22 protein-coding genes are annotated in these 22,946 nt (G+C 62.3%); 5 read left to right on the forward strand and 17 right to left on the reverse strand.

Features of this window, described 5'->3' with window-relative positions:
* Window positions 1-403 precede the first annotated feature (403 nt).
* Window positions 404-982, forward strand: a complete 579-nt coding sequence (locus tag B2344_RS00985; protein WP_290484469.1) for a prepilin peptidase — start codon at window positions 404-406, stop codon at window positions 980-982.
* On the opposite strand, the gene B2344_RS00990 is transcribed toward B2344_RS00985, so the two are convergent.
* The 10 genes from B2344_RS00990 to B2344_RS01035 all read right to left on the reverse strand — a co-directional run bounded on the left by B2344_RS00990 (window position 979) and on the right by B2344_RS01035 (window position 9,842).
* Entirely contained in the window at window positions 979-1,395 is a 417-nt protein-coding gene (locus tag B2344_RS00990; protein WP_290483447.1) for a cytochrome c-type biogenesis protein, read from the reverse strand. The genes B2344_RS00985 and B2344_RS00990 overlap by 4 nt on opposite strands.
* Window positions 1,392-3,275, reverse strand: coding sequence for a heme lyase CcmF/NrfE family subunit (locus tag B2344_RS00995; RefSeq protein WP_290484470.1), 1,884 nt, complete (start codon window positions 3,273-3,275; stop codon window positions 1,392-1,394). Before B2344_RS00995 ends, B2344_RS00990 begins: the two co-directional genes overlap by 4 nt.
* Window positions 3,272-3,697: a cytochrome c maturation protein CcmE gene (locus B2344_RS01000; protein WP_206991008.1), complete on the reverse strand. Its 426-nt coding sequence runs from the start codon at window positions 3,695-3,697 to the stop codon at window positions 3,272-3,274. Before B2344_RS01000 ends, B2344_RS00995 begins: the two co-directional genes overlap by 4 nt.
* Window positions 3,698-3,753: 56 nt before the next feature.
* On the reverse strand, window positions 3,754-4,356 hold the full coding sequence (locus B2344_RS01005; RefSeq protein WP_290484471.1) for a tetratricopeptide repeat protein: 603 nt from the start codon (window positions 4,354-4,356) through the stop codon (window positions 3,754-3,756).
* Window positions 4,353-5,786, reverse strand: a complete 1,434-nt coding sequence (locus tag B2344_RS01010) for an ATP-binding protein (protein ID WP_206991010.1) — start codon at window positions 5,784-5,786, stop codon at window positions 4,353-4,355. The genes B2344_RS01005 and B2344_RS01010 overlap by 4 nt, the downstream gene beginning before the upstream one ends.
* 27 nt (window positions 5,787-5,813) lie before the next feature.
* Entirely contained in the window at window positions 5,814-6,497 is a 684-nt protein-coding gene (locus B2344_RS01015) for a response regulator transcription factor (protein ID WP_206991011.1), read from the reverse strand.
* 35 nt (window positions 6,498-6,532) lie between these two features.
* The gene (locus B2344_RS01020) at window positions 6,533-6,844 is read right to left on the reverse strand and encodes a PepSY domain-containing protein (RefSeq protein WP_290479698.1); all 312 of its coding nucleotides are present in this window, start codon (window positions 6,842-6,844) and stop codon (window positions 6,533-6,535) included.
* Window positions 6,845-6,937: 93 nt separating this feature from the next.
* The gene (locus B2344_RS01025; protein ID WP_290483150.1) at window positions 6,938-7,699 is read right to left on the reverse strand and encodes a helix-turn-helix transcriptional regulator; all 762 of its coding nucleotides are present in this window, start codon (window positions 7,697-7,699) and stop codon (window positions 6,938-6,940) included.
* 72 nt (window positions 7,700-7,771) lie between these two features.
* The gene (locus B2344_RS01030) at window positions 7,772-8,536 is read right to left on the reverse strand and encodes a helix-turn-helix transcriptional regulator (RefSeq protein ID WP_290484472.1); all 765 of its coding nucleotides are present in this window, start codon (window positions 8,534-8,536) and stop codon (window positions 7,772-7,774) included.
* Window positions 8,537-8,681: 145 nt separating this feature from the next.
* Complete coding sequence (locus B2344_RS01035; protein WP_206991015.1) at window positions 8,682-9,842, reverse strand: hypothetical protein; 1,161 nt, start codon at window positions 9,840-9,842, stop codon at window positions 8,682-8,684.
* 232 nt (window positions 9,843-10,074) lie between these two features.
* Here B2344_RS01035 and B2344_RS01040 point away from each other — a divergent pair, with 232 nt between their 5' ends.
* The gene (locus B2344_RS01040) at window positions 10,075-12,519 is read left to right on the forward strand and encodes a bifunctional diguanylate cyclase/phosphodiesterase (RefSeq protein WP_290484473.1); all 2,445 of its coding nucleotides are present in this window, start codon (window positions 10,075-10,077) and stop codon (window positions 12,517-12,519) included.
* On the opposite strand, the gene B2344_RS01045 is transcribed toward B2344_RS01040, so the two are convergent.
* The 6 genes from B2344_RS01045 to B2344_RS01070 all read right to left on the reverse strand — a co-directional run bounded on the left by B2344_RS01045 (window position 12,516) and on the right by B2344_RS01070 (window position 19,804).
* A complete protein-coding gene (locus B2344_RS01045; RefSeq protein ID WP_290479703.1) occupies window positions 12,516-13,436 on the reverse strand; it encodes a J domain-containing protein in 921 nt (306 codons plus the stop codon). The genes B2344_RS01040 and B2344_RS01045 overlap by 4 nt on opposite strands.
* A 36-nt stretch (window positions 13,437-13,472) precedes the next feature.
* Window positions 13,473-13,943, reverse strand: a complete 471-nt coding sequence (locus tag B2344_RS01050; protein WP_290484474.1) for a DUF1203 domain-containing protein — start codon at window positions 13,941-13,943, stop codon at window positions 13,473-13,475.
* Window positions 13,944-14,018: 75 nt separating this feature from the next.
* Window positions 14,019-17,771: a baseplate multidomain protein megatron gene (locus tag B2344_RS01055; RefSeq protein ID WP_290484475.1), complete on the reverse strand. Its 3,753-nt coding sequence runs from the start codon at window positions 17,769-17,771 to the stop codon at window positions 14,019-14,021.
* Window positions 17,772-17,905: 134 nt separating this feature from the next.
* Window positions 17,906-18,304, reverse strand: a complete 399-nt coding sequence (locus tag B2344_RS01060) for an HK97 family phage prohead protease (RefSeq protein ID WP_290484481.1) — start codon at window positions 18,302-18,304, stop codon at window positions 17,906-17,908.
* 139 nt (window positions 18,305-18,443) lie between these two features.
* Window positions 18,444-18,674 carry a hypothetical protein gene (locus B2344_RS01065; RefSeq protein WP_290484476.1) on the reverse strand — a complete coding sequence of 77 codons (231 nt, stop codon included), beginning with the start codon at window positions 18,672-18,674 and terminating at the stop codon, window positions 18,444-18,446.
* On the reverse strand, window positions 18,671-19,804 hold the full coding sequence (locus B2344_RS01070; RefSeq protein WP_290484477.1) for a phage portal protein: 1,134 nt from the start codon (window positions 19,802-19,804) through the stop codon (window positions 18,671-18,673). The genes B2344_RS01065 and B2344_RS01070 overlap by 4 nt, the downstream gene beginning before the upstream one ends.
* A gap of 217 nt (window positions 19,805-20,021) precedes the next feature.
* Between B2344_RS01070 and B2344_RS01075 the strand changes: the two genes are divergently transcribed.
* The 3 genes from B2344_RS01075 to B2344_RS01085 are packed head-to-tail and all read left to right on the forward strand — an operon-like array spanning window position 20,022 to window position 21,718.
* On the forward strand, window positions 20,022-20,906 hold the full coding sequence (locus tag B2344_RS01075; protein WP_051607473.1) for a ParA family protein: 885 nt from the start codon (window positions 20,022-20,024) through the stop codon (window positions 20,904-20,906).
* Window positions 20,903-21,346, forward strand: a complete 444-nt coding sequence (locus B2344_RS01080) for a hypothetical protein (RefSeq protein ID WP_290482967.1) — start codon at window positions 20,903-20,905, stop codon at window positions 21,344-21,346. Before B2344_RS01075 ends, B2344_RS01080 begins: the two co-directional genes overlap by 4 nt.
* A 6-nt stretch (window positions 21,347-21,352) precedes the next feature.
* Window positions 21,353-21,718, forward strand: a complete 366-nt coding sequence (locus B2344_RS01085) for an endonuclease domain-containing protein (RefSeq protein ID WP_290481219.1) — start codon at window positions 21,353-21,355, stop codon at window positions 21,716-21,718.
* A gap of 96 nt (window positions 21,719-21,814) precedes the next feature.
* On the opposite strand, the gene B2344_RS01090 is transcribed toward B2344_RS01085, so the two are convergent.
* On the reverse strand, window positions 21,815-22,946 hold a 1,132-nt coding region (locus B2344_RS01090), incomplete at its 5' end, for an FAD-dependent oxidoreductase (RefSeq protein ID WP_290484478.1).

The following is a 22,946-nucleotide window of genomic DNA, read 5'->3' on the forward strand; positions in this document are numbered from 1 at the left end:
TTTACGCAAGTCCGGTCAAAAGTCCCTTGTAAGCCAAGTATTTTGCGCTCATTCTATTTGCGGAACAAGGCTATGGGGCTTCGAGCGAAGATCAGGACATCCTCTCAACCGGCACATCGTGCCAGGCTGAGTGTTGGGTTGCCTGTCACTCTTCACGCGAGCTGCCCCGACCCCTTGCCGGCGTCGCACAGGCCCTTTTCAAGGTTCTGCGGCATTCGCCTCCGGAGGCAATGTGTCCCTGCCAGGACGTCATCTCCGGGCCATTGCAATCGTCAAGCGCGTCCCCACCCAGCTGACGAATGTTATGGAGCGGCGTCGGCATCCTTTCCCACAGTCTCACAGACAGGCTTCGACAAGCATTGATTTCTGGCCAAGCGAATGGTCTTCAACCAGATGCCCTCTGGTGGGGCAAAAGGACGAGCAGTTGCATAATAAGCTGACAATCATTCTGACCGGATTGGCCGGGTGCGCTCTACTGGCCAGCGGCATTTCCCTCGCGCCGCCTGGCACTTTGGCATTGACCCTCTGCCTCGGCGCCCTCCTGCTTGGGCTCAGTGTCATTGATATTCGCACATTGACCCTTCCCGATGCCCTGACGGCCTCAACAGTCCTGCTCGGCATCCTGATGGTCTGGCTGACCCGGCCTGAAGCCTGGCGGGCGCACCTGATCGGTGGACTGGTCGGCTATGGCATTCTGGTGATGGTGGAACTCGGCTATCGCCACTTGCGTGGCAAAGACGGACTCGGACGGGGCGACGCCAAACTGCTCGGCGCGCTTGGCGTATGGACTGGTTGGGCGGGCCTTGCCCCCATTATGCTCGTCGCGTCGGCCTCCGCACTGGTGGGCGTGATCGGACTGTCGGCGCTCGGAATCCGCAAGGTCGATGCCGATACGCCCATTCCATTCGGGCCGTTCATCGCGCTGGGCGGATGGGTTGTCTGGCTTGGCGGACGTTTCTTCCTGCCAACCGGACTCTACTAGGCGTCTTCTGGCTCGACGGAATCCACCTGCGCCCTGCGCGAGCGCGCAATCGCGATGCCGATGAACGCGCCAAACAGCAATAGCAAGAATGGCCCGCCCCATAGTAGCCAGCCCGCTACACCGTCCGCCCTCGGACGGAACAAGACAAACTCGCCATACCGGTCCTCGAACCAGCCGCGTACCTCTTCGTCACTCGCGCCATCCTCGATCATCACGCGTACCCGCGCGCGCATGTCTTCGGCAATTGGCGCGGCGGACTGGGAAATCGGTTCATTCTCGCAGGCGACACAGCGCAGCTCGCGCATCAGGGATTGCGCGCGGGCCTCCTGTTGCGGGTTATCCAGCGCAACATCTTCGGCCACAGCGAACCCGGCAAGCACCAGACTGATCAGGATCACAACGAACTGTTTCATGCTTTGCGCCTTGGCCACAGGCTGAAGGCGCCGCCCAGCGCCATCAGGATCACGCCGAAATATAACAGGTCAATCATCGGATTATAGTAGACCCGGAAAACCCAGCGCGGCGCGCCATCCACCATGCGCTGCTCGCCCAGCGCTGCATAGAGATCGCCGGTGCCCGTCTTGTGAATCGCAGTTTCCGTGGTCGGCATTTGTGCCGCCGGATAATAGCGTTTCATGGGCGTCATGATCGCCTTGGCGCTGCCGCGCGTCGCGGTCAGTTGCGCCCGGTCGGCATACCAGTTCGGGCCTTCGATTGCGCGCACCTGATCAAGGGTCAGCGTCCAGCCGGCCACTGTGTCAGATCCGCCTTCTGCGAGCGCCACCGTCGTCTCATACCGTCCCGTGGTCTCGACCACCGCGCCGATCACAAACAGGCCGAGGCCCATATGGGCCAGCGTCATGCCCCAGACGCGCGGCGGCAGGCGGAAGATCCGCCCCGGCGTGATCGCCCGGCGCTTCAATTCCCACAGTGCGCCAATCACCAGCCACGCACCCAGCGCGAGGCCAAGTGCTGCGCCGATGGAAATGTCCCAAAGGCCAACTCCCAAGGCGAGGAAGACCAGCGCCAGCGTGCCGCCAGCGATCGCCCATTTGGACCAGTTCTTCAAATCCGCCTTGCCCCAGGCCCAAGCCTGAACCACGGGCAATATGAGCAGCAACAGTGCCAGCATCGGCGTGAACGTCAGATTGAAATAGGGCTCGCCAACAGAAATCGTCCGGCCGGCTGCCTCTGCCATCAGCGGAAAAAGCGTTCCGAGCAACACGGTCAGCGCCGCAACGATCAGAACGATATTGTTCGCCATCAGCGCGCCTTCCCGGCTGAGCAACATCCACGGCTTCCCGCCCGGCAGTTTCGGTGCCCGCATGGCAAACAGCACCAGCGCAAAGCCGCCATAGGTCAGCAGGCCGAACAGCAAGAGCATGCCCCGCTCCGGGTCCACGGCAAAGGCGTGCACAGACGTGAGGATGCCCGAGCGCACGAGGAATGCGCCCATGATCGAGAACAGGAAGGCCAGCACCGCCAGCAGCGCCGACCAGGCCCCGAAGCCTTCGCGCTTCTCTGTCACGACAACCGAATGCAACAGCGCAGCCCCGATCAGCCACGGCATCAGCGAAGCATTTTCCACCGGGTCCCAGAACCACCAGCCGCCCCAACCAAGCTCGTAATAGGCCCAGTAGGAGCCGAGCGCGATGCCGAGCGTAAGCGGAATGAAAGCAGCCAGCGACCAGCGCCGTGCCTCCTTCGCCCAGACCGAATCGACCCGCGCTTCCATCAAGCCAGCCGCCGCCAGCGCAAACACAAAGGAATATCCGACATAGCCAAGATACAGCATGGGCGGATGAATGCTGAGCGCCGGATCCTGCAAGAGCGGGTTCAGCCCTGCGCCCTGAAATGGCGCTGGATCCAGCCGCAGGAAGGGCGACGATGCAAACAACAAATAGGCCAGCGCGCCGACCGCCAGCAGGCCCTGAATGCCGAGCGCGCGCGCCTCGAACAGGTCGCGCCCGGTGCGCATCCACAGCGCACCTGCTGCGCCAAAGCCAAGCGTGACAAGACACCAGAGCGCCATCGAGCCTTCATGGTTCCCCCAGGCGCCTGCGATCTTGTAGATCATCGGCTTCAGCGTGTGCGAATTGTTCGCCACCAGCGCGACCGAGAAATCAGACCGGGCAAAGGCCACGATCAGCGTCACGAAAGACAGGATCATCACCGCGAAACCGGCATAAGCGGCCAGCCCCGCCATCCGCCTTTGGCCCGTCAGGCCGAACATGCCCTGCGCCAGCGCCGCTGCCAGCGCCAGGAAGGCCGCAAAATGGCCGAGTTCGATCATCCGGCCACGTCCAGCGGCTTCAGTTCCCGCGGCTGGTAGTTTTCATCATGCTTGGCGAGGATCTGTCGCGCCGTGAACGCGCCCTCCGGCCCGAACTGGCCGGTTGCCACCACACCCTGTCCTTCGCGGAACAGGTCTGGCGCGATGCCGGTATAGCTGACACGGATCGTATGGGGGCTGTTGTCGATGACGGTGAAAATCATGGTCGCGCCATCTTCGGAATAGGCCAGTGATCCCGGCTCGACCCAGCCGCCGACCTTCACAACCTTGCCGTCTTCCGGCTGGCCTTGCTCGGCCAGGATTTCCGGCGTGTAAAACAGGTTGGCATTCTCGCGCAGCGCAAAGAAAGCCAGCACCGCCGCCGCCAGGAGCAGCAGCGCCGCAATGCCAAAAGTATAGAGTCGTCGTGTCCGTGCGCGCATGGCGAGACTTATAAGGGGACTTGCACCGAAAAGGGAGTGCGGCAGATGCAGCCGGACTATTCCGCTTCAGGAACCGCGGTTTCCGGCTGGCTGAGCGCTTCGATCATCGGGGCGAACCGTTCGCGGCGCGGATCATCTTCCGGCAGGCGCGAATAGATATAGCGCATGGCCTGTTCGGCCTTTTCCTGATCGCCTGCCTGCGACGCACCCATGGCCGCCCACATACCCGCGCGCACCTGGGTTTCATCCAGTTCATAGGCCTTGGCGAACAGGCGCGTGGCCTCTGGCGAGACCGCGCCATTGTTCAGCTCGACCAGCGCATCGCCAAGCGCCAGCAAGGCCGGCATGAATTCATTGTCCCGCCGCAAGGCAGACTGGTAGGCCCTTGCTGCATCCGACGTGCGTCCCTGCGCGCGCAGGATCTCACCAATGAAATAGTGTGGCTGGGGATCGTCAGGGCGTTCCACCACGGTCGCCTCAAGACGCGACAGCGTTTCAGCCTGGGTCAGCGCGCCCGGATCGGTACGGATTTTCTCCATCAGGCCAGCCTGCCGGTCTTTCATCGGCAAATCGCCCATTCCGGGTTTGCCGACCAGCAGATATCCACCAATCGCCACCGCCAGACAAAGTGCGAGGATGATACCGTTCCGACGTGTCATGATTTTGGAAACTTCAACACGGCCTTCAGGCCACCCATGCCGGAATCCCCCAGATCGAGACTGCCGCGATGCAGTTCGGCCAGTTCCTTGACGATGGACAGGCCCAGTCCGGTGCCGGGGGTGGTCTCATCGAGGCGCACGCCGCGCTTCAGGGCGCCCGCCCGTTCTTCTTGCGTCAGCCCCTTGCCGTCATCCTCTACCTCTATGGTCAGCGCCTCTGCCCCATCGCGAACCCGCACCATCACTTCGCTCCGGGCCCATTTGCAGGCGTTTTCCATCAGATTGCCGACCATTTCTTCCAGATCCTGTTTCTCTCCCCGGAACACGGCCCCGACCCCGCCGTCAACGGACACGTTGACGCCCCTTGCATCATATAGCCGGTTCAACATGCGTGCGATGCCATCGATCACAGGGCGCAACTCGGTCCGTGCGCCCAATGTCTGCGCCCGCGCCACCATTTGCGCGCGCTTCAGGTAATGCTCGACATTGGTCTGCATGTTTTCCGACTGGCGACGCACCACATCATCCAGCAAAGTATCACCGGTCGCCTCGTTGCGCAGCACGGCCAGCGGCGTCTTCAGGGCATGGGCAAGGTTACCGACATGCGTCCGCGCGCGCTCGACCACCTGCCGGTTATGCTCAAGCAGCTTGTTCAATTCATCGGCGAGCGGGCGCACTTCGGCCGGATAATCCTCAGACAGTTTCTGCCGCGTGCCTTCACGCACCTCGGCAACGTCATCCCCGATGCGCCGCAACGGACGCAGCGAGAACGATATGCCCGCGACCATCGCCGCGAACACACCGCCGAACAGGGCAATCATCGTGCCCAGCAACAAATTCCGGAAGCGCGTCGCCGCCGCATCATTGGCCGCGCGGTCAGCCGCCGCCACCAGAACAAGCGGCGTGTCACGATTGGCGATCAGGATCGCGCGAGACGCCACGCGCACATGCTGTCCGGCCGGACCAACAAGGTCAAAGTCCCCGAACTGCGTCATGCCGGGATTGGCCAGCGTCCGATCCAGTTGACCGTCGCTGAGGGGAACGGGCTCGTCCCAGAGGCTGCGCGAGCGAATGTCTCCCGCGATGTCGCCTTCGGAGCTGACCCCCACAATGGCCCAGTAGCGCCCGGAATATTGCGTGCGAAAACGCACATCCCCGAGAAAGAATTCGCGCTGGGAATCCGTGACCTGGCCATCTTCGAGAAACGCCCCTTCCCGAGTCATCTCGCGGGTCAGGCCAACAAGATTCTGTTCCAGATCCTCTTCCAGCAAGCTGAGCGTCTGCGCGCGATAGACCGCTGACAAGGCGAGCGCGCCGCCGACCAGCACGACCAAGCCCCACACCGCCGCTGCCAGCATGATCCGCCGCGCCAATGACAGGCGCGTCCAGCGGTCCAGCAGGGTCGGGTTTGAAGGGGCGCTGTCGCTCATGGTCCGGGCTCCGGCGCGGTGCGGGCCTTATCCGACGACGCGGGTTTCGGCATCCGGCACGACAAGGCGGTAGCCAAGGCCCCGCTCGGTCTGGATACGGTCCTGCCCGATCTTGCGGCGCAGGCGACCGATGAAGACCTCGATCGTGTTCGAGTCGCGATCAAAATCCTGATCGTAGATGTGTTCGACCAGTTCCGTGCGCGGCACGACGCGGCCCATATGATGCATCAGGTAAGACAGAACGCGATATTCGTGCGCGGTCAGTTTCACAGGTTCGCCATTCACACTGGCACGGGCGGCGCGCGTATCGACCACCAGCTTGCCAGCCTCCAGCGTCGCGGCAGAGTGACCGGCGGCGCGGCGCAACAGGGCGCGCAAGCGCGCCAGCAACTCTTCGGTAATGAACGGCTTGGTGAGGTAATCGTCAGCGCCGGCATCAAAGCCAGCCACCTTCTCGCTCCACGAATCGCGGGCGGTCAGAATCAGGACCGGGAAGGATTTTCCGTCCGCACGCCATTTCTTCAGGACGCTGACGCCGTCCATCTTCGGCAGGCCGAGGTCCAGGATCACCGCATCATAGGGTTCGGTGTCGCCCAGAAAATGGCCATCCTCGCCATCTGCGGCGAGGTCCACAGCATAGCCTGACTGTGAGAGCACATCGGCCAGCTGGCGGCGCAAGTCTGAATCATCTTCAACTACCAGGATACGCATCTACACGTCCCTCCGATCTAATAAGCAATGTCGGGTCAAGCACCCTGCCGGTCAAGGACTGCACCCGTACGGGCGTCCACCGTAAAGCGCATCTTGCGGCCATCCCCCGTCATCCAGTCGATCTTGTATTGCGGCTTGCCGCCATTATCGAACAGGTCTGCACCGAGTTGATAGCCGCCATATTGCCGCTTCAGGCTCTGGAAAATCTGGCTGAGGGGAACGGTTTTGCCCTGCCGCACCGAATCGCGCGCCTGGCCGGGCGACCATTGGTTACGCCAGTCCTGAGCGATCGCCGGAGGCGTCACCACAAGGCCCATGGCCAGAAGAAGGGCAGAAATCCGTTTCATACCATGGCTGTATAGGCATCAGGCTCTGAATACCAAGTGAACATATGCCGTCGGATTCGTTCAGGCTGCGATTGGTGCCAACAGGATGGGCAATCAAGCACGTTTCGGACGCGCACGACGCTGTTGCGCGGCTGCCTCGACGTTCGGGTCTGACGCGATCACGAGCCCGCGCATTACGCCCTTCATCACGGCGGAGGTTCGGTCGAACACGTCCAGCTTGGCAAAGATTCGTTTCACGTAAGTGCCAACAGTCTCCTGGCTGAGGTCCAGCATGTCCGCGATGCCCGCATTGCTGCGGCCTTGCGCCATCCAGTGCAACACGTCGAGTTCGCGGCTGGACAGGTTCATCTCATATTGCAGCTCAGCCGACATCAGCTGGCAATAACGCAGATAGGCGGTCTCGGCGCCAATCTGGAAAAGCGACAAATCGACTCCGTCCAGATCATCTTCTCCGGATTCCGAACTGGCGGCGATGAAGCCGACCCGCGCCGCCGACCCGTAAGTGGCGACGCATATGCCCTTCGCCATGCCCCATTTGGACAAGTCTGAAAGGTATCGGGTTTCCCGCTCATTCAGCACGACATCGTTTGGCAAGTCATGCCAGCGAAAGGCCGTTCCGATCCGCACCGAAATGTCTGGCAGCGGGTCGTCCATATGACGGGTATCGCGATAGGCGGTTTCCCACTCTTCCGGAAAGCCTGCATTGGTCAGCCCGCGACCTACCGAGCGATCATGGCCAACCGGGGACAGACACAAAAGCCGCGGCACACCCATCTCGCCAAAGGCCGAGACGGCCGCTTCGCGCAGGTCCTGCAACGATCGCGCCTCTATCAGGCCCTTCAACTTGTTGAGCACGCCACTGCCTCCCCGGACTCGAGGAGGATTGTGAGGGCTCGCGCAATATTTTCAAGCAGAATAGTAGAAATACTATCCATCTCTTCGATATTTCGCTCTCATCTGGTCGGCGACAAGCTCAGAAATCGGGTCCGACACGATGACCATTCCCTGACGGACCCCCTTCATCACGGCCGAGGTTCGGTCGAACACTTCCAGCTTGGCGAAGATACGCTTCACATATGTATTGACCGTGTCCTGACGGATGCCAAGCACATCGGCGATGGCACTATTGCTGCGGCCCTGCGCCATCCAGTAGAGGACGTCCTGTTCGCGACCGGACAGCTGGACCGGTATGTCCGGGTCCATGGTTACCAACTGGCAAAATCGCATGAAGGACGACATGCCCACAAACTGAAAGAACTCGCGGTCAATGCTCTCGACTTCCGGTCCGTCAGGATCCGTGCTGGCCGCGATCAGACCCACTCTCGACACATTGCCATATTGGAGCATGCAGATTCCCTGACCCATCTGCATCTCTCTGAGGAACTCCATATAGGCGAGTTCATTCTCTGAGAGCGACACCGATGATGGCAGGCGGTGCCAGTATAGCGGCCCGCCAATTCTGGAAGCGGCGTCCGGGATCGGGTCGTGAACCTGCCAGTTCAGTTCGTATGATTTCTGCCACGTCTCAGGAAAGCCGAAGCTCGCCGTGTTTCGGGTCAGCGACCGGTCACTTCCGATGGGACCCTGAAAATAGACGCGGGTCAGTCCAATCTCGCGCAAAGCGGCAACGGATCTGTCAAATATATCTTCGACCGTACGTGATCGAACTATATGGCGCAGATGGCCCAGCATTGGTCCAATCCCATTTTTCGAATGGGAAGATAGACCAAACCCGCTCTGCGGCAATCATATTCGCCCGCTTTAGGGTTGAATATTGATGGGCCCGCTGCCTCTCTCGCGAGACGGGAGCCTCCGCTCTGTAACAGCTGCGACAGACCTAGCCGCCGAGCAGCAGCAACGTCGTCGCATCGGAACTGATACCCGCCTGCAGGGCATAGAGGTGATCCAGCAGGTTCAGGGTTTCCTTGGCATCATGGCAGCGGTCATCGACATAGAACCAATAGTCACGATACTCGACCGCTATCGTCGCAGTGGTCGGGCGCGCCGCCGCCGATTGCACGGCAAACAGGCCGCCATTCACATCATGCCAGCCTCCCGGTGCCCGACAGGGGTCGTCCGAATATTCCAGGACAGGTTGCGAGGCACGGGCAATGTCGCGGTGCGCCTCGGGCACGTGAACCGATTGCGACAACGCCGACAACACGCCGAGCAGAGATCGCCCGCGCGCCGCATAATCGCCGAGGGCATTGCCCCGCGTTGATATCTCCGTGATGTAGCGGTCACCCGGAATCACACTGACATCCGACACCCAATAGCGCCGAAAGAAGTCGGCGAGTTGTTGGCCGAGTTCCGAGGTACGATCCCATTTGAGGATCACACGCGGCTTGCCATCTCCATCGGTCTCGGATGTGTCCGGATCGACGACCTGCACCATCAATTGTCCGCGTTCCTGCAGCGAACGCATCAGCGCGGCCAGTTCGCGAAAGCGCGTATTGTCCGGCATGACCGGCGGGGTTGGCCCGGCGGCTGCCCGCGCATTCTCGAGATCACCAATTCGGGAGACGCAACACAACATCAACCGTTCGACGCTCCAGCCCGACTGGCTCATCAGGAAGATGGTCGCCGGCGGCAATGGCTGCAGGATCTGTTGGGCATAGTCCGACCCCCTCAACGCCGAATAGGCGATCGAGGGCTGACTACTCATATTGGTGCCGACATTTCCATTCAGGACTTCATCCAGATTCTGCCCGCCCAGCGCCAGCGCTGACGCCAGCATGCCGTTGATCTGGGTGTTTTCGGTTGTGGTAATCCGCTCAGCATCAACAAAGGTGACAGGATCATTGTATCGCAGGCGAACAATATTCATCAGCAATTGTTCCTGCCGGGCATCCGAAATGGCCGAAGAATAGGCAAGCGTGTCGGATTCAATGGGGGAAACCGGCCGGTTCGGATGTGCGCACGCAGACAGAACAGCCAGGCTGGCGAGCACCAGTTTCACATTTTGACGGCGCCTCGAATTTGTCCGGCGGTCGATCATTAATATTTCTCCCCGATTTGTTTACTTACACGTTTCCGGCCACCGCAAGAACGACACCCCGTCACTTGATTCTGTAATCAAACATACAGAAGGCACGTTTTCGACAAGTTACCGAAAATTTTTCTCATCCTTCCAAAACCGGCAGAGTGGCCCCAGATTGACACAGTAGGGTTTGTTTTTTGGTAACGTAATCATCTGCATGAAAATCCCGTAAAAGGATTTTTACTTTCAGATGTACGAAGTGTTGAACTGCATAACGACGGAGCATGACTGGAAGCACGTGCTTGCCTCCTTGTTCGTCCTGGCATTCAGCAATTGTTGTTCCCTGATCATCTACTATCGCAGCCAGGCTGCATTGGTGACCCGCAACAAGATCCTGTGGGCGATTGCCGCCGGCACAGTTGTAGGCCTCGGGGTCTGGGCCACCCACTTCATCGCGCTGCTCGGTTACAAACCCGGATTCGAAATCGTCTTCGACGCGGGTCGCACAATCGTGTCCGCCCTTATCTCTGTCGCTGGCTTCGTCACCACAGCATTGTTGCTGCGACTGAACGCGGATGGCACGCTTCGTCTGGCATGCGCAGGCATCGCGACCGCTGCCGTGGCCGGAATGCATTTCTATGGCATGTCGGCGCTGAGCGCCTCTGCCGTAATCGAGTACGATACAATCATCATCACAGCCGCAATGGTGCTCGGCTTCCTGGGCTATGTCGGCACCTATTTGCTCGGCGCGAACTCGAATGTCCGCTGGAGCACGGCGATCGCCACAGTCACCAGCGTACTGGCGGTCATCTCCATTCACTTTGTCAGCGCGTCCGGCACAACCCTGATCCCGATCAGAGGCCTGAGTACGCCGATAGTTGCCCTTCACACCACCGGCCTCAGCGCAATCATCGCCGTCGCCATGCTGGTCGTGGTGGTCCTCTCCGCCCTTGCGGCCGGCCTCGATAGTAATTTCCAGCGACTTCGCCACAAGGAACAACGCAAATTGTCCGTGCTGGCTGATTCAAGCAGCGAAGGTCTCTTCATGGTGTCAGCTGATGGTCTCGTCCTCCAGACCAATATGGCCGCACGGATCATGTTCAGCGACCGCTTGAGCGACCTCAAAGACCTGAAGGATCTGGGCCATCTGGCGGATGTGGATCGATTGCCAAAACTGTCGGGTCGCTCTGTTCAGGACCTTTTCCAGATTGAAGACGAGACCTTCTCCCTGAAGGAAAACCGGGATTATGGCGAACGCCGCATCCGGTTCGCAGATGGCCGTGAGATGATCGCCACGATCTCCAGTCGGCGCACTGAGGACACAAACGAAGATTTCGTCTTCTTTGCGGTTCATGACATGACCCAGCGCATCCGCGCCGAAGCCCGTGTGCGCGCACTCGCTTACCGTGACACTCTGACAGGCCTGGCCAACCGGGTTGCCTTCAATATGGCGCTTGAATCGTCTGTCAGCAAAGACGCTGAGCATCGCAAGAACCTGGCCGTCATGATCATTGATCTGGACGAGTTCAAGGAAGTCAACGATCAGTACGGCCATGGCGCTGGAGACACGCTCCTCAAGGCGGTGGGCCGCCGTATTTCCAACCAGCTGTCTGACAAGGACATGGTGGCCCGTCTCGGGGGGGATGAATTTGCCGTTCTGGTGCGCGGCCGATCCACTCCCGAAGAGGTTACCCGGGTTGCGAACAACATACTGGCCGCCATTTCCGAACCACTGGCCATGGGCAAGCGAACGCTGAACTGCGGCGGCAGTATCGGCATCGCAATCGTCCCACAACGCGCGACCAGCCCTGCCCGCATCCTCACCTTTGCAGACCGCGCGCTTTACTCCGCCAAGGCTGACGGACGCGGTTGTGTACGGTTCTATGATGCCATTCTGCACAAACGCCAGATCGAAAAGCGCAATCTCGAACGCGCGCTCCACAAGGCGATAGAGAATGACGAATTCGTCCTGCACTTCCAGCCGAAAGTCAGCGCATCCTCGCGTGCCATTGTCGGCCGGGAAGCGCTGATCCGCTGGAATCGGCCAAATGTCGGCCTAATCGGCCCGGATGAGTTCATTCCCCTGGCAGAGCAGAGCATGCTGATCAATGATATCGGACGTTGGACCATCTTCGCTGCATGTTCTGCAGCCAGCCAATGGTCGGGCAAGGAGACGGTGGCCGTAAATCTGTCTGCCCGCCAGTTGCTCGATCCGGACTTGGTCGACCATGTTCGCACCGCACTCGATCAGACCGGGCTTGATCCAGAGCGCTTTGAGTTGGAGATCACGGAAACCGCAATCATCCACAACACCCAGCTCGCCACCAGCATCCTGCTTGATCTGAAAGCGCTCGGCATCAAGATTTCTCTGGATGATTTCGGGACCGGCTATTCGTCCATGAGCTATATTCAGGATTTCCCGTTCGACCGGATCAAGATCGACCGCTCCTTCGTGACGTCCATGAATGCCAATGTAAAATCCCGCGCCATTGTCGAGGCGATCATCCACCTCGCCCATTCGCTGGACATTCCGGTCGTGGCCGAAGGTGTTGAAACCGAAGACCAGGCCGAAGCGCTGGCCCAGCTGGCATGCGAGGAATTGCAGGGCTACCTGATTGCCGCTCCCGCCCCGTTCGAGGACATGGTTGCCCGCGTGCTGGCCGACAATCCTATTTTCGAGATCGAGGTCGCCTAGCGCCCTTCAGCCCAGGCTTTCAGCCCGTCATCTTTCGGATCATCCAGCACGATTTCAAGTCGGGCATAGAGATTGCCCGGCGTGGATGTCTGCACACCCTTGCCGCGCAAACGCAATTGAGAGCCGGTATTGGAGCCCGCAGGAACTTTCAATGTCACCGGGCCGGACGGTGTCTTCACCTCGACACTGCCGCCGAGCACCGCGATCTTGAGATCGATCGGTACTGACATGCGCAGATCCTTGCCATCGCGTTCCCAGACGCTGCTGGGCTTCACTTCAACCTCCAGCAAGGCGTCTCCGGGCGGTCCGCCATTGGGCGATGCCTGCCCCTGACTTTTCAGACGTAGCGTCTGCCCAGATTCAATGCCTGCCGGAATATTCACATCCAGCGCTGTATTGTCGGCCATGGTCATGCGCCGTCGCGCGCCCGTGACTGAATCCGCAAAGTCGATCGTCACGCGATAGCGTACGTCACGGCCCTTGACCGGCCCGCTGCGCCGCGACCGGCCACCCCCGAACATGCCGGACAGGATATCCTCGAATGGGTCGCCCTGCGCGCCGCCAAACGGGTTGCCACCGCCGCGTGTTTCCCAGCGCTGTCCCCCGCCGCCGGGCCCGCCGCCCGGATAGCCGCCGCCAAAGCCGGTCGGATTGCCGTCGCCGTCAATCTCGCCACGGTCGAACTTGGCTCTCTTTTCCTTGTCGCCAAGAATGTCCCATGCCTGCGAGACCTGCTTGAAAGCTTCCAGCTTTTTGGGATCGTCCGGATTCTGGTCCGGATGCAAATCCTTTGCTTTCTGGCGATGCGCCTTCTTGATTTCGGCCTCGCTGGCCGAGCGGTCAACGCCGAGCACTTTATAGGGATCGAGGGCCAAGGGCGGGAAATCCTTCCAGTCACGAATCTGATATCCGATCACAGTTAGGATGTCCGGAACCGTAATGAAACCCGGATATTACCTTACCGGATCAACCCGCGCCGCAAAGCATCCCGGTTTGGCATTGTGCAAATGCAGATAGGCAACCCCCTCGGACGCCAGCATGGACGGGATTGCCACGCCAAGTTCAGACCCCTTGACCACATCGGCCGCCACCATGTCATGCGCTGCATTGAAACCTCGAATCGAAATCAGACGCCGCGCCAGAACCTCCGGCACTTCGCCTTTGGCTGGCACATATTCCGCCGCACCTTCGCGCACGAAGATGGCATGCGAGCCCCGGTAGGGCGTCGCCTCATCATGATAGGTATGGTTGAGGAGATAGAGCGTCTCCCCAATCGCAGCGTCCTGCAAACTCACCCGGCAGGGAAAGCCGGGACTCACATCCGCAACGATTTTCTGAATGTTATGCACCGCAAGTTCGGCCTCGGTCAGGCTCGGCAAATGCGCAAACGTCTCGGCGGCGAGACCGGTAATCTGGAATGTCATGGTGGGCTCCTGAATTTATGCCGGCCAATCTGCCGAAGCGCGCCAAACGCCGCCACCCGATACGTGCTGCAGCTCTTAAATCACCGCCCACAACCCAGTTCGCCCGTCCGCCCCAATCTCCGCCACCCGCGCTGAGGCAGCGCCGACAGGCCATTCCACAAACGGTACGTTCACCACCACTGGATCGCCAAATCCCGCCCCCATATCGAACCCGACGGCAAACCGTCCGGCATTCTCCGCCTCCGGCATGGCCCAGCTTTCTGGCACATCCGATCCGCGCCTGGTCCAGCTGAGTTGGTCCGCCCGCACACGCAGATGCGCCACAGGCCAGGGCAGACCCGCACGGTCCTCGAACATGGCCGTCTGTGGGATATCATCCGCCCTGGCCTGCCAGACCAGCTCCGCCCCATAGGCCTCCCCGCCAAGGCGTGCCCGCCCCACCGCCGCATCCAGCATCACCAACCGCGCGCCAATCGCTGCGTCGCCGGGCACACTCCCTCGCTGCCCCCGCAACAGCCCGGTCAGACGCCATGTGTCGGGCGCGATCAGGTCCGCCTGTTCAAACTGCACACATTCCCAGCCGGCAGCCGTCTCCAGCAGCGCGGCGTTGCTGCCCGACAGGACACGATCTTCCGGCAGGCTCGCAAACTCTCCGCCCGGACAATACACATCCAGCGCATTTGCGCGGTCCCACCGCCCCACCGGCCCCGCGCCGCACGCTTCCGTCAGCCGCCCGACTACCGCCGGCCGGTCCAGTCGCACCGCCTCGCTCAGCGCGTCGTCGGCCAGACCGGCAGACACGACCACCTCTCCCGGCCACGGATCCGCCCATGCCGCCACCAGCGGCCCAACGCCTTCGCCAAACTCCGGCAGGCTCGGCGCATCCATGACGACAAGGTCCACCCCGCCGAATACAGGCGCAGCCGGCGGCGCGCTGCCCGCCTCGCCCGCCCGCACGCGCGGCATCGCGGCAACCTCCTCCCGGCAGGTCAGCGCCCGTACGCCGCCCCGGTCGACAACATCCGTGACACGCCAGACCGGCCCGTCCTCCACGCGCAGCCCATCCCCCGGCTCCAATGCAAGCGCCGATAGTGAAAACGCGCACATCGCCGTCTCTCCACTCGCCGCCGATGCCAGCAGCGCCCCGGCCACCGCCTCCGCCCGGCTCGCTCCCAGCGCCAGCGGCAGGGCCACATCCTGCACCAGCCTTGCATCACCGCCGTCAAATCGCGCCTCCGCCATGCCCGGCTGATAGTCCGCCTCAAGATCAACATGGGTCAACCTGAGCCGCGCCGGTGCCTTGTCGAGCAGGGCGCGGGTCTTCTTCAGTCCGCCTTCGACCAGCGCGCCGGACGCCACATCCAGCACGCCGCCCTCGCCCGCCATGCGAAACACCAGCGCCCCGCCGCGCTCCACGCACTCGAAGCCATACGCTGCCCTGAGCGGCTCCAGCGCCGCCCGCACCGAATGCACCCCGTCCAGCCCATAGCCTTCGACAATACCATCGAGCCCGGACACATCGACCGCCGCCACGCCGCCCCGGGCGCAGATATCCGCCACCACATCGGCCAACGGCGCAAGGCCTGACCGTCCATTCAGCCAGTGCCCGCGCGCCCAATTGCCGCCATCGCTCCAGACCTCTTCCTTCAGCGGCCAGGCCGGGAAAGGTCGCCCGTCCCACGCCCAAACATAAGCCGCTTCAACCAGCGGGCTCGTCTCCCAGTGCGGCAACACCGCCGCCAATGCCCTCCGCTGGAACACTTCGTCCCGCGCCCCGCTCGAATAGGGTGGCAGCGCGCTCTCGCTGCTCTTGGGATCGTAGAACAGGTTCGGCGCATTGCCGCCCTTGTCGACCGCCGCAAAACCGATTTCCATCAGGCGAACGGGTTTCATCCCCGGCACCCATCCGGTCGGCGTCGCCGCGCGCACCCCGCCCGGACGCTCGTGATGATACGCGCCCGCCCAGCCGGCGATATCCTTCTGTCGGAACACGAAATGCTCGCCATGCGCTGTATCATTGATCGGTGTACGCACTTGCGCATCGCGCGCAGCCTGATCCGCATAATACCAGTCATACGCCTCCCCACCCGCGATCTGGGACGTCAGATAGGCCGGATCATCCGCCGCGGCATATCCTGCCAGCGCATCGAGATGATCGTCGCCATCACGCCAATCCCCCAGCGGCGGATACCAGTCGACGCCGACGAAATCGACATCCGCACTCGTCCAGAGCGCATCCATCGGAAACAGGACATCGCCCGATCCGTCCCCCGGCACATAGGCGCCATACTCGGTCCAGTCCGCGCCGTAAGAGACCTCCGCCCCCGGAAGGATCGCCTTCACCTCCGCCGCGAGCGCCACCAGCGCCTCAACGAACGGAAACGCGCCCGTCGCATCCCGCACGCGGCTGAGGCCCACCATCTCGCTGCCGATCAGGAACGCCTCGACCCCGCCCGCCTCGGCGGCCAGCCCAGCATGATGCAGGATGAAGCGCCGGAACCCGTTCGCGCCACTTACGAAACTATCAATCTCACTGCGCGCCGCCGCGGTGCCATCTGTCGACACGCCGATCCGCCCGCGCCAGGGAAAGCCCTCGCTATCCATGAACAGGAAGGGTGACAGCGTGACAGACAGCCCCCGCGCTTTCATCTCCTGAATAGCGCCGATGACGCACCGATCCGCAGGCGTGCCCCCATAATTCGGATGGCCGTCCTCATCGCGGGAAATGACAAAGGCATCGCCCCGCGCGACACCCGCCACCTGCCACGCATAGGGCACCGTTACCCGCTCGCGCGTTTCCACGCCCGGATGGATTTCGCACGCCCCCGCCTCGATACTGGTCCCGAACCAACCGACCGTCAGCGCCGCGCGTGACACGTTCGGCAGATCACTTTCCAACTGGTCCAGCGACACAAGGAAATCTGCCCGCGCTTCGCCGGACCACGCATTCAACGCGCGCTCATGTCCCGGAAACCTCTGTTCCCGCACATTCTCGGTCGCATAGACGAATTCGCCCGAGGCCGGGATGATGTTCACGCCCGTCACCACATCGCCTAATCCCGGCTCAGACCCGCCCGGCGGCACGCGCTCGACCTCGACGGAGAGCTGCGGCAGCCGGTTGCCAAACGCCTCCAACGGCAGATCCTCAAACACGATATAGGCCGTCCCGCGATAGGCCGGTGCCTCGCCCTCGATCATCTCGATCAGTGGGTCTGGCTCTTGCGTCTCATCGCCGGGATAGACCCGGTGCACCACGCCGGAAAGGTCGAACGCCTCGCCATTCGCCCAGGCCCGCCGCACGCCGAGGATCGGCCCCTCGCCTAGCGCCACGGCAAAGCTGACCGAATAATCATACTCGGTGACCTTCGGTCCACCCTTGCTGCTCGCCCGCCGCGTCGTCTTCGTCTCCTTGAAGCGGGCCGCCCAGATCACCTGACCGCCAACCCGCATCCGGCCATAGACAGAGGGCAGGCCCGCCCCCTCGCGCGCCTCCATCACCGGCAGGGATTTGACGCGTGGCCCTTCCTGCGCCTTCACGTTGAGCCGAGACAGCCCGCTATCATCGCCGCTGCGCAAATATCGCCCCCAGGCCGCGCTGCGCGCATCCTCGTCGGCGGTCTTCCCCTCGCCTGCCTCCGGCCGGGCCATTTTCAAGCTCAGCGCTTCGAGCCGCCGGTCAATGCGCGACAGCCGCTCATCCGTCAGCGGATCGCTTGTGCCCCTGGCTTCGATCTCGGCAAGCCGGGCATCATTCGCCTCGGTATAGGCGGCAAAGGCGGCCATCAGTTCGGCATCGCCGCCGCCCGCCATCTTGGTTTCCTTGGTCATGTTGTCTCCATTCCTCTCAAATCCATCATCCTTCGACGTCGCTCAGGATGAGTTCCGTACTTTCAAAGCGCTCATGCTGAGCGAAGCCTGCCCCAGCGATGGCCGGGGTCGAAGCACGCGCGCGGGCTTCCAGTTCACGCCGCTTTCGCCTCCGCCCCCAGCAGGGAAAACCGCGCCCGTGCCTGCATCGGACTGGTCACGAGGGAAACTTCGACAAGGTCCACCTCGACCAGTTCCCGCCCATCCGGGCGCCGTGCATTCCAGAGGCGCGGGCGAAACCCGATGGAGAGGCCGCTGAGCCCCTGCGCCACCAGTGACCGCGCCGCGACACCTTCGACGAGACCGCGCACATAGAGCCCCCGCCCATCCTCGATCATCCGCACCCAACGCCCGACCATGGCGCCGGGCCTGTGCTGCAACAGCATGGGCAGTTGCGTGCCCCGCTGCAGGCTGCGGGCAAAGGCGCCCGCCCGCACGACATCTCCGCTCGCATCCGGCACACCGAACAGCGAGGCATAACCTTCGATGAGGATTGGCCTCCGCGTTCGAAGACCCCCCTCTAACTCCCCCCTTCCAGGGGGGAGAACAGACCGGACATGCCGTTGGCGTTCCTCCCCCTGCGAGGGGGAGGACAGGTGGGGGTCCACCGGACTCCCCCCAGGAAACACACCCCTACTCATCCGCGCCCTCCAATCGCCGCTCGATCCGGTCCAGCTGGCTTTCCATCCGGTCCACGCCCTCCTCGACACGCGCCAGCCGCTCGACCACGCTGCGGCGATCGCGCACCGTGTCTTCCAGCGTCGAGATCCGCTCCGCTGCCGCGCCCGCCCAGACCAGCGCCCCGCCGGTCTGCACCAGCACGGCGACGAGGAATCCTAACGTCACTTTCCGGTCGAGCTTCATGGCTGCAGCCCCGCAAGCTTTCGCTTCTCTTCGCCTGTCGCAAAGCTCGCGCCCTCGAGCCGCGCCCAGAGCGCATCGCGCTCGGCCGACAAGGCGGGGACGCGATCAATGTCCGCGCGTACCTCGACCTCCGCCCCGAACGGCACATCCATCCAGGCCGACAGCGCCGCCGCCATCTTCTGCACCAGCGGCAATACGGTCATCCGCCAGAAGGCGAGATTGGCCTCCTTGTAGTTCGAATACGTATTATCTCCCGGAATGCCGATCAGCATGGGCGGCACGCCCAGCGCCAGCGCGATCTCCCGCGCCGCGCCATGCCGCGCCTGAAGGAAATCCATCTCTGCCGGCGACAGCGACATGGGCCGCCAGTCCAGCCCGCCTTCCAGCAGCAGGGGCCGCCCGGCATTCGCCGCGCCGGAATACATGCCTTCCAGCTCAGCCTTCAGCGCGTCGAACTGGTCCGGCGGCATCCGCCCATGCCCGCCATAGACCAGCGCGCCGGAGGGTTTGGCCGAATTGTCGATCAGGGCCTTGGCCCAGTCGGCGCTCGCATTGTGCAAGTCCAGCGCCCGCCTTGCGGCGCCAAGCGGCGGAAGCCCCATCGTGTCGCTAACCGGGTTGAACAGTTTCAGGTGCAGCACGGGGCTCCAGCCGGTCTCGGCATCGCGCCGGATCAGTCGCTCGCCATGACGCTCACGCACGGCCCAGGCCTCGACCCATCCGCGCGCATTCGCAACCGGCCGCATGGCGGACGGGGCCAGCGCATAAAGCGCCGACACTCCCGCCCCGTCCGCCGCCTCCAGTCGCACCCCTTCCAGGAACGCATTCCCGGTCAGCTGGAGCTGGGAATAGGCCGTCTCGAACAATTCGGTCGCAATGCCGTCCGGCTGGGGCCGTCGCAACAGGCGGCTCGCGCCCTCATGCGCCGTGACCAGCGGCACCGCAGCCGCCGCCTCCGCCACCATGCGGACCGCCCGATAGGCAATGGCATTGGCCAGATATCCGTCCCGCGTCAGGGCCGCGCCGTCCCGGCTGCCCCAACGGGCCTCACCCACCTCGGATAGCGCTACCAGAGGGGGCACGGATTTCGCCTCGCGCGGGCGACGGTTGAAGGGCCAGATCGGGTTCATGAGGGGCGCTGCTCCATTTGCGTTGATGAGCAGAAATTAAATCCTCGCCACCCCCATCGGATTCAGCTTGGAAAAGTCGCGAAAAATCAGTCCGCTATGGCGAAATAGTTGAGGATTAACCGGTCACTATCCCTGTATTTTCTTGGCCCGCAGCCATAGCCAGACGGGCGCAAATCTGCTCTTTCGCCATTCGATCAGGGGCAAAGGAGCTTACAGAATGTCGGCACGTGTCATTTCCGTCGCCAACTCCAAGGGCGGCGTTGGCAAAACCACTACTTGTGTCAGTCTGGCAGAAGCTTTTGCGGCCAATGGCTTTCGCACACTGGTGGTGGACCTGGATACACAGGCCAATGCGTCCCTGCTGGTCTACGGCCATGAAGGCGACGAGCACCTCTTTCAAGCCATCAATGATTACGTCACGATTTCCGACTGGCTGCTGGAGAATTTCTTCGCTGGCGAGCACAAGCGCCTGTCGGAATTCATCGTCACCGACGCTTCTGATGTCAGCTATAATGGCAAGCCGCTCGAACTGGACCTGATCCCGTCCTCGCCGCGTCTGCGCAAGACCGAGCGCGAGCTGATCTATGAGCTGACCGCCAAGGGCTATTCCATGGAAGCGCTGCAGGGCCAGGTTGGCCGCCGCATGCGCGATGATTTCGAGAAGCTGAAGGCGGACTACGACGTCATCATCTGCGACTGCCCTCCCGGCATTTCGGTGATGACCGAAACCGTCCTCGCCGCCAGCCACCTGATCATTGTACCAACCATTCCGGACTTCATGTCCACACTCGGCCTCGACCTGTTCACGGGCGATATCATGCGAAACCTCCGCAACCGCGATATCGAGAACCTGCCCTGCGTGCTTGCCACCCGCTATGATGGCACGCCGCACCAGCAAGTCGTGCTGAATGCCATGCGCGAGGCCGCCAGCGCCAAGGAAACCGAGTTCGACATGTTCGACACGGTCATCCCGATGAAGCAGGGCTTTGCCACCAACCCGATCGAGCTTGGCCCGGAGCCGACGCTGCAGGCCAAATGGCCCGGTGACGCGCTCGGCATCATCGAGAGCCTGCTCAAGGAAGTACGAGAGAAAATTCAATGAGCGACACCGCCACTCCCCGCAGCGCCGTAGCGCTGGAATCCCTGCTCAACCAACGCGATCGCTTTGCCAAGCTGGGCGAGAAGGATTTTGCGGCGGCCACAATGCTGCTGGCGAAAAAGCTGATGATCTCCGCCGGTCAGACCACGGACGACATGAAGCATTTGCGCGAGACCGTCGGGGCCGACCTGTTCGAAACCACGCTGAAATCGCTGACCGCCCACCAGGCCCGCCAGTTGGCGCGCCGCATGGACCGATCTGTCCCGGACCTTGAAGTCTCGACGGCTGGCGCCGCCTGCGCCTGGATCCGCGGCCTTATGAACGGCACCAATCCGCCACCGACTGAACCCGCCAAGGCCGCCGAAGACACGAGCGCAGACGACACCCCGGCCGCCCCCAAGAACGCCTATTTCGGCCGGAAAGCCTTCCGCACCGGGGGCTGACGCATCATGGCGGACAAGTTCTCGCGCACGCCTGAGCACACCCGCCGCGCCCGTGCCCTTCGCCAGTCTGCTTCGAAGACGGAATACAAGGTGTGGCTTGTGCTGAGTCGCAAGCAGATGGGGGTATCGTTTCGACGCCAACACCCGGTCGGGCCTTACTTTCTCGACTATTACTGCCCGTCCCTGAAATTCGCCGTCGAAATCGATGGCGACTGGCATGATCCGAGCCGCGATGCCCGGCGAGACGCCTTTCTTGGCGAGCGAGGGATCTCCATTATGCGCATTCCGGTCTCTCATATCGATGAGTCGCTTGAGGCGGTGGCTCAACGGATCAGGTCCGAGATCGAATTGATCCGGCAGCGCGAAGGCTAGTCCGCTCAGACCCCCACCTGTTCTCCCCCTTGAAAAGGGGGAGTTAGAGGGGGTTCTCGCTGACTCCCATCACATCACATATTGCGCGGATCACAGTCAGGCCTCCACCCCACCCGCAAACAATCTCCGATTGGCCGCGAGGATCGCGGCAGTGTCGGCATCGCTCGGTTCCAGCGACCAGTTATGGTGCTGGAAGGTTCCGCCCAGTACGATCCCGTCGCGGCGGCCGAACATGTAGGCGCTGCCGCCCGTGATGATATTATAGTCGATCTCGGCCTGCGGCTCGAGGATCACGAGCTGGCCGCGCACCGGATGGATTTCGGTATCGCCAAACAGTTTGCCCGCGCCCAGCCCGGTGCAATTGAACACCACTGCCTCGTCCAATGCCGCCACCTCTGCAGCGTCCTGAAACGCGCGCACAATGATCCGTCCACCCCGTTCCCTTACATCTTCTTCCAGCTTGCGGAGATAATGCGGCGTGTCCACCATCATCGTATCGAAACTGCGCGCATGGGCGGTCGTGAACGGCAATTCCCCCGGCGCGTAATCGACAACATTGATCGCGAATTCTTCCATCGGGTGGCCCGCCCGCGCGGGTTGGTTTGTCACGGGCCGGTCAGACAAGACATAGTTCACTTCCCAACTGATGCCATAATCCGGGCCGGTCAGTAACTGGAACCGCCGGAAAGAATGACGCGCCGCCGCGACATGCCGGTCCATGTATCCGGGGGCGATGGCCGCACTGTCATACACCGAAGCCGGCCACCACTGCCCGCCTGCGATGTTGGAGGTCGTGTTCGGGCTCAGCGCCTTGGCATAGAGCGTCACCTTCGCCCCGCGTTCCAGCAACAACATCGCCGTCGACAGGCCCAGCGCCCCCGCGCCCAGCACGGCATATTCCGCCACATCCGGATCAAACCCTTCCTCCACGGCCAGCTGCGCCGAGCCCCAGGACAGGGTGATCCCGCCGCCGCCATGCCCGTAATTGTGGACCACCGCCGTCTCGCCCAGCATTTCCCGCTCCACCCGGAAGCCAGACGCCCGGTAGGGCCTCAGCCCCACATCCACGCGCACGACCCGGTCGGCAGACACAAGGACCGGCGGCACGGGCTTCATCACCACGCCCGGCGCCGGCGGAACAGTCGCGCATCCGGCCACTGCTGCGGTCAGTCCGGTCGCCGTGAAGGCCCGGCGTGTCATCTGGCTCATCTGAAATCCCTCGCTTCCG

The organism is Hyphomonas sp. UBA3195, assembly GCF_002366485.1.
Lineage (GTDB): Bacteria > Pseudomonadota > Alphaproteobacteria > Caulobacterales > Hyphomonadaceae > Hyphomonas.

What these genes read in the sequence shown, in the direction of transcription:
- B2344_RS00990 (WP_290483447.1), bottom strand. Translation starts at nt 1,395, where the DNA reads ATGAAACAGTTCGTTGTGATCCTGATCAGTCTGGTGCTTGCCGGGTTC.
- B2344_RS00995 (WP_290484470.1), bottom strand. Translation starts at nt 3,275, where the DNA reads ATGATCGAACTCGGCCATTTTGCGGCCTTCCTGGCGCTGGCAGCGGCG.
- B2344_RS01000 (WP_206991008.1), bottom strand. Translation starts at nt 3,697, where the DNA reads ATGCGCGCACGGACACGACGACTCTATACTTTTGGCATTGCGGCGCTG.
- B2344_RS01005 (WP_290484471.1), bottom strand. Translation starts at nt 4,356, where the DNA reads ATGACACGTCGGAACGGTATCATCCTCGCACTTTGTCTGGCGGTGGCG.
- B2344_RS01010 (WP_206991010.1), bottom strand. Translation starts at nt 5,786, where the DNA reads ATGAGCGACAGCGCCCCTTCAAACCCGACCCTGCTGGACCGCTGGACG.
- B2344_RS01015 (WP_206991011.1), bottom strand. Translation starts at nt 6,497, where the DNA reads ATGCGTATCCTGGTAGTTGAAGATGATTCAGACTTGCGCCGCCAGCTG.
- B2344_RS01020 (WP_290479698.1), bottom strand. Translation starts at nt 6,844, where the DNA reads ATGAAACGGATTTCTGCCCTTCTTCTGGCCATGGGCCTTGTGGTGACG.
- B2344_RS01030 (WP_290484472.1), bottom strand. Translation starts at nt 8,536, where the DNA reads ATGCTGGGCCATCTGCGCCATATAGTTCGATCACGTACGGTCGAAGAT.
- B2344_RS01035 (WP_206991015.1), bottom strand. Translation starts at nt 9,842, where the DNA reads ATGATCGACCGCCGGACAAATTCGAGGCGCCGTCAAAATGTGAAACTG.
- B2344_RS01040 (WP_290484473.1), top strand. Translation starts at nt 10,075, where the DNA reads ATGTACGAAGTGTTGAACTGCATAACGACGGAGCATGACTGGAAGCAC.
- B2344_RS01050 (WP_290484474.1), bottom strand. Translation starts at nt 13,943, where the DNA reads ATGACATTCCAGATTACCGGTCTCGCCGCCGAGACGTTTGCGCATTTG.
- B2344_RS01055 (WP_290484475.1), bottom strand. Translation starts at nt 17,771, where the DNA reads ATGACCAAGGAAACCAAGATGGCGGGCGGCGGCGATGCCGAACTGATG.
- B2344_RS01065 (WP_290484476.1), bottom strand. Translation starts at nt 18,674, where the DNA reads ATGAAGCTCGACCGGAAAGTGACGTTAGGATTCCTCGTCGCCGTGCTG.
- B2344_RS01070 (WP_290484477.1), bottom strand. Translation starts at nt 19,804, where the DNA reads ATGAACCCGATCTGGCCCTTCAACCGTCGCCCGCGCGAGGCGAAATCC.
- B2344_RS01075 (WP_051607473.1), top strand. Translation starts at nt 20,022, where the DNA reads ATGTCGGCACGTGTCATTTCCGTCGCCAACTCCAAGGGCGGCGTTGGC.
- B2344_RS01080 (WP_290482967.1), top strand. Translation starts at nt 20,903, where the DNA reads ATGAGCGACACCGCCACTCCCCGCAGCGCCGTAGCGCTGGAATCCCTG.
- B2344_RS01085 (WP_290481219.1), top strand. Translation starts at nt 21,353, where the DNA reads ATGGCGGACAAGTTCTCGCGCACGCCTGAGCACACCCGCCGCGCCCGT.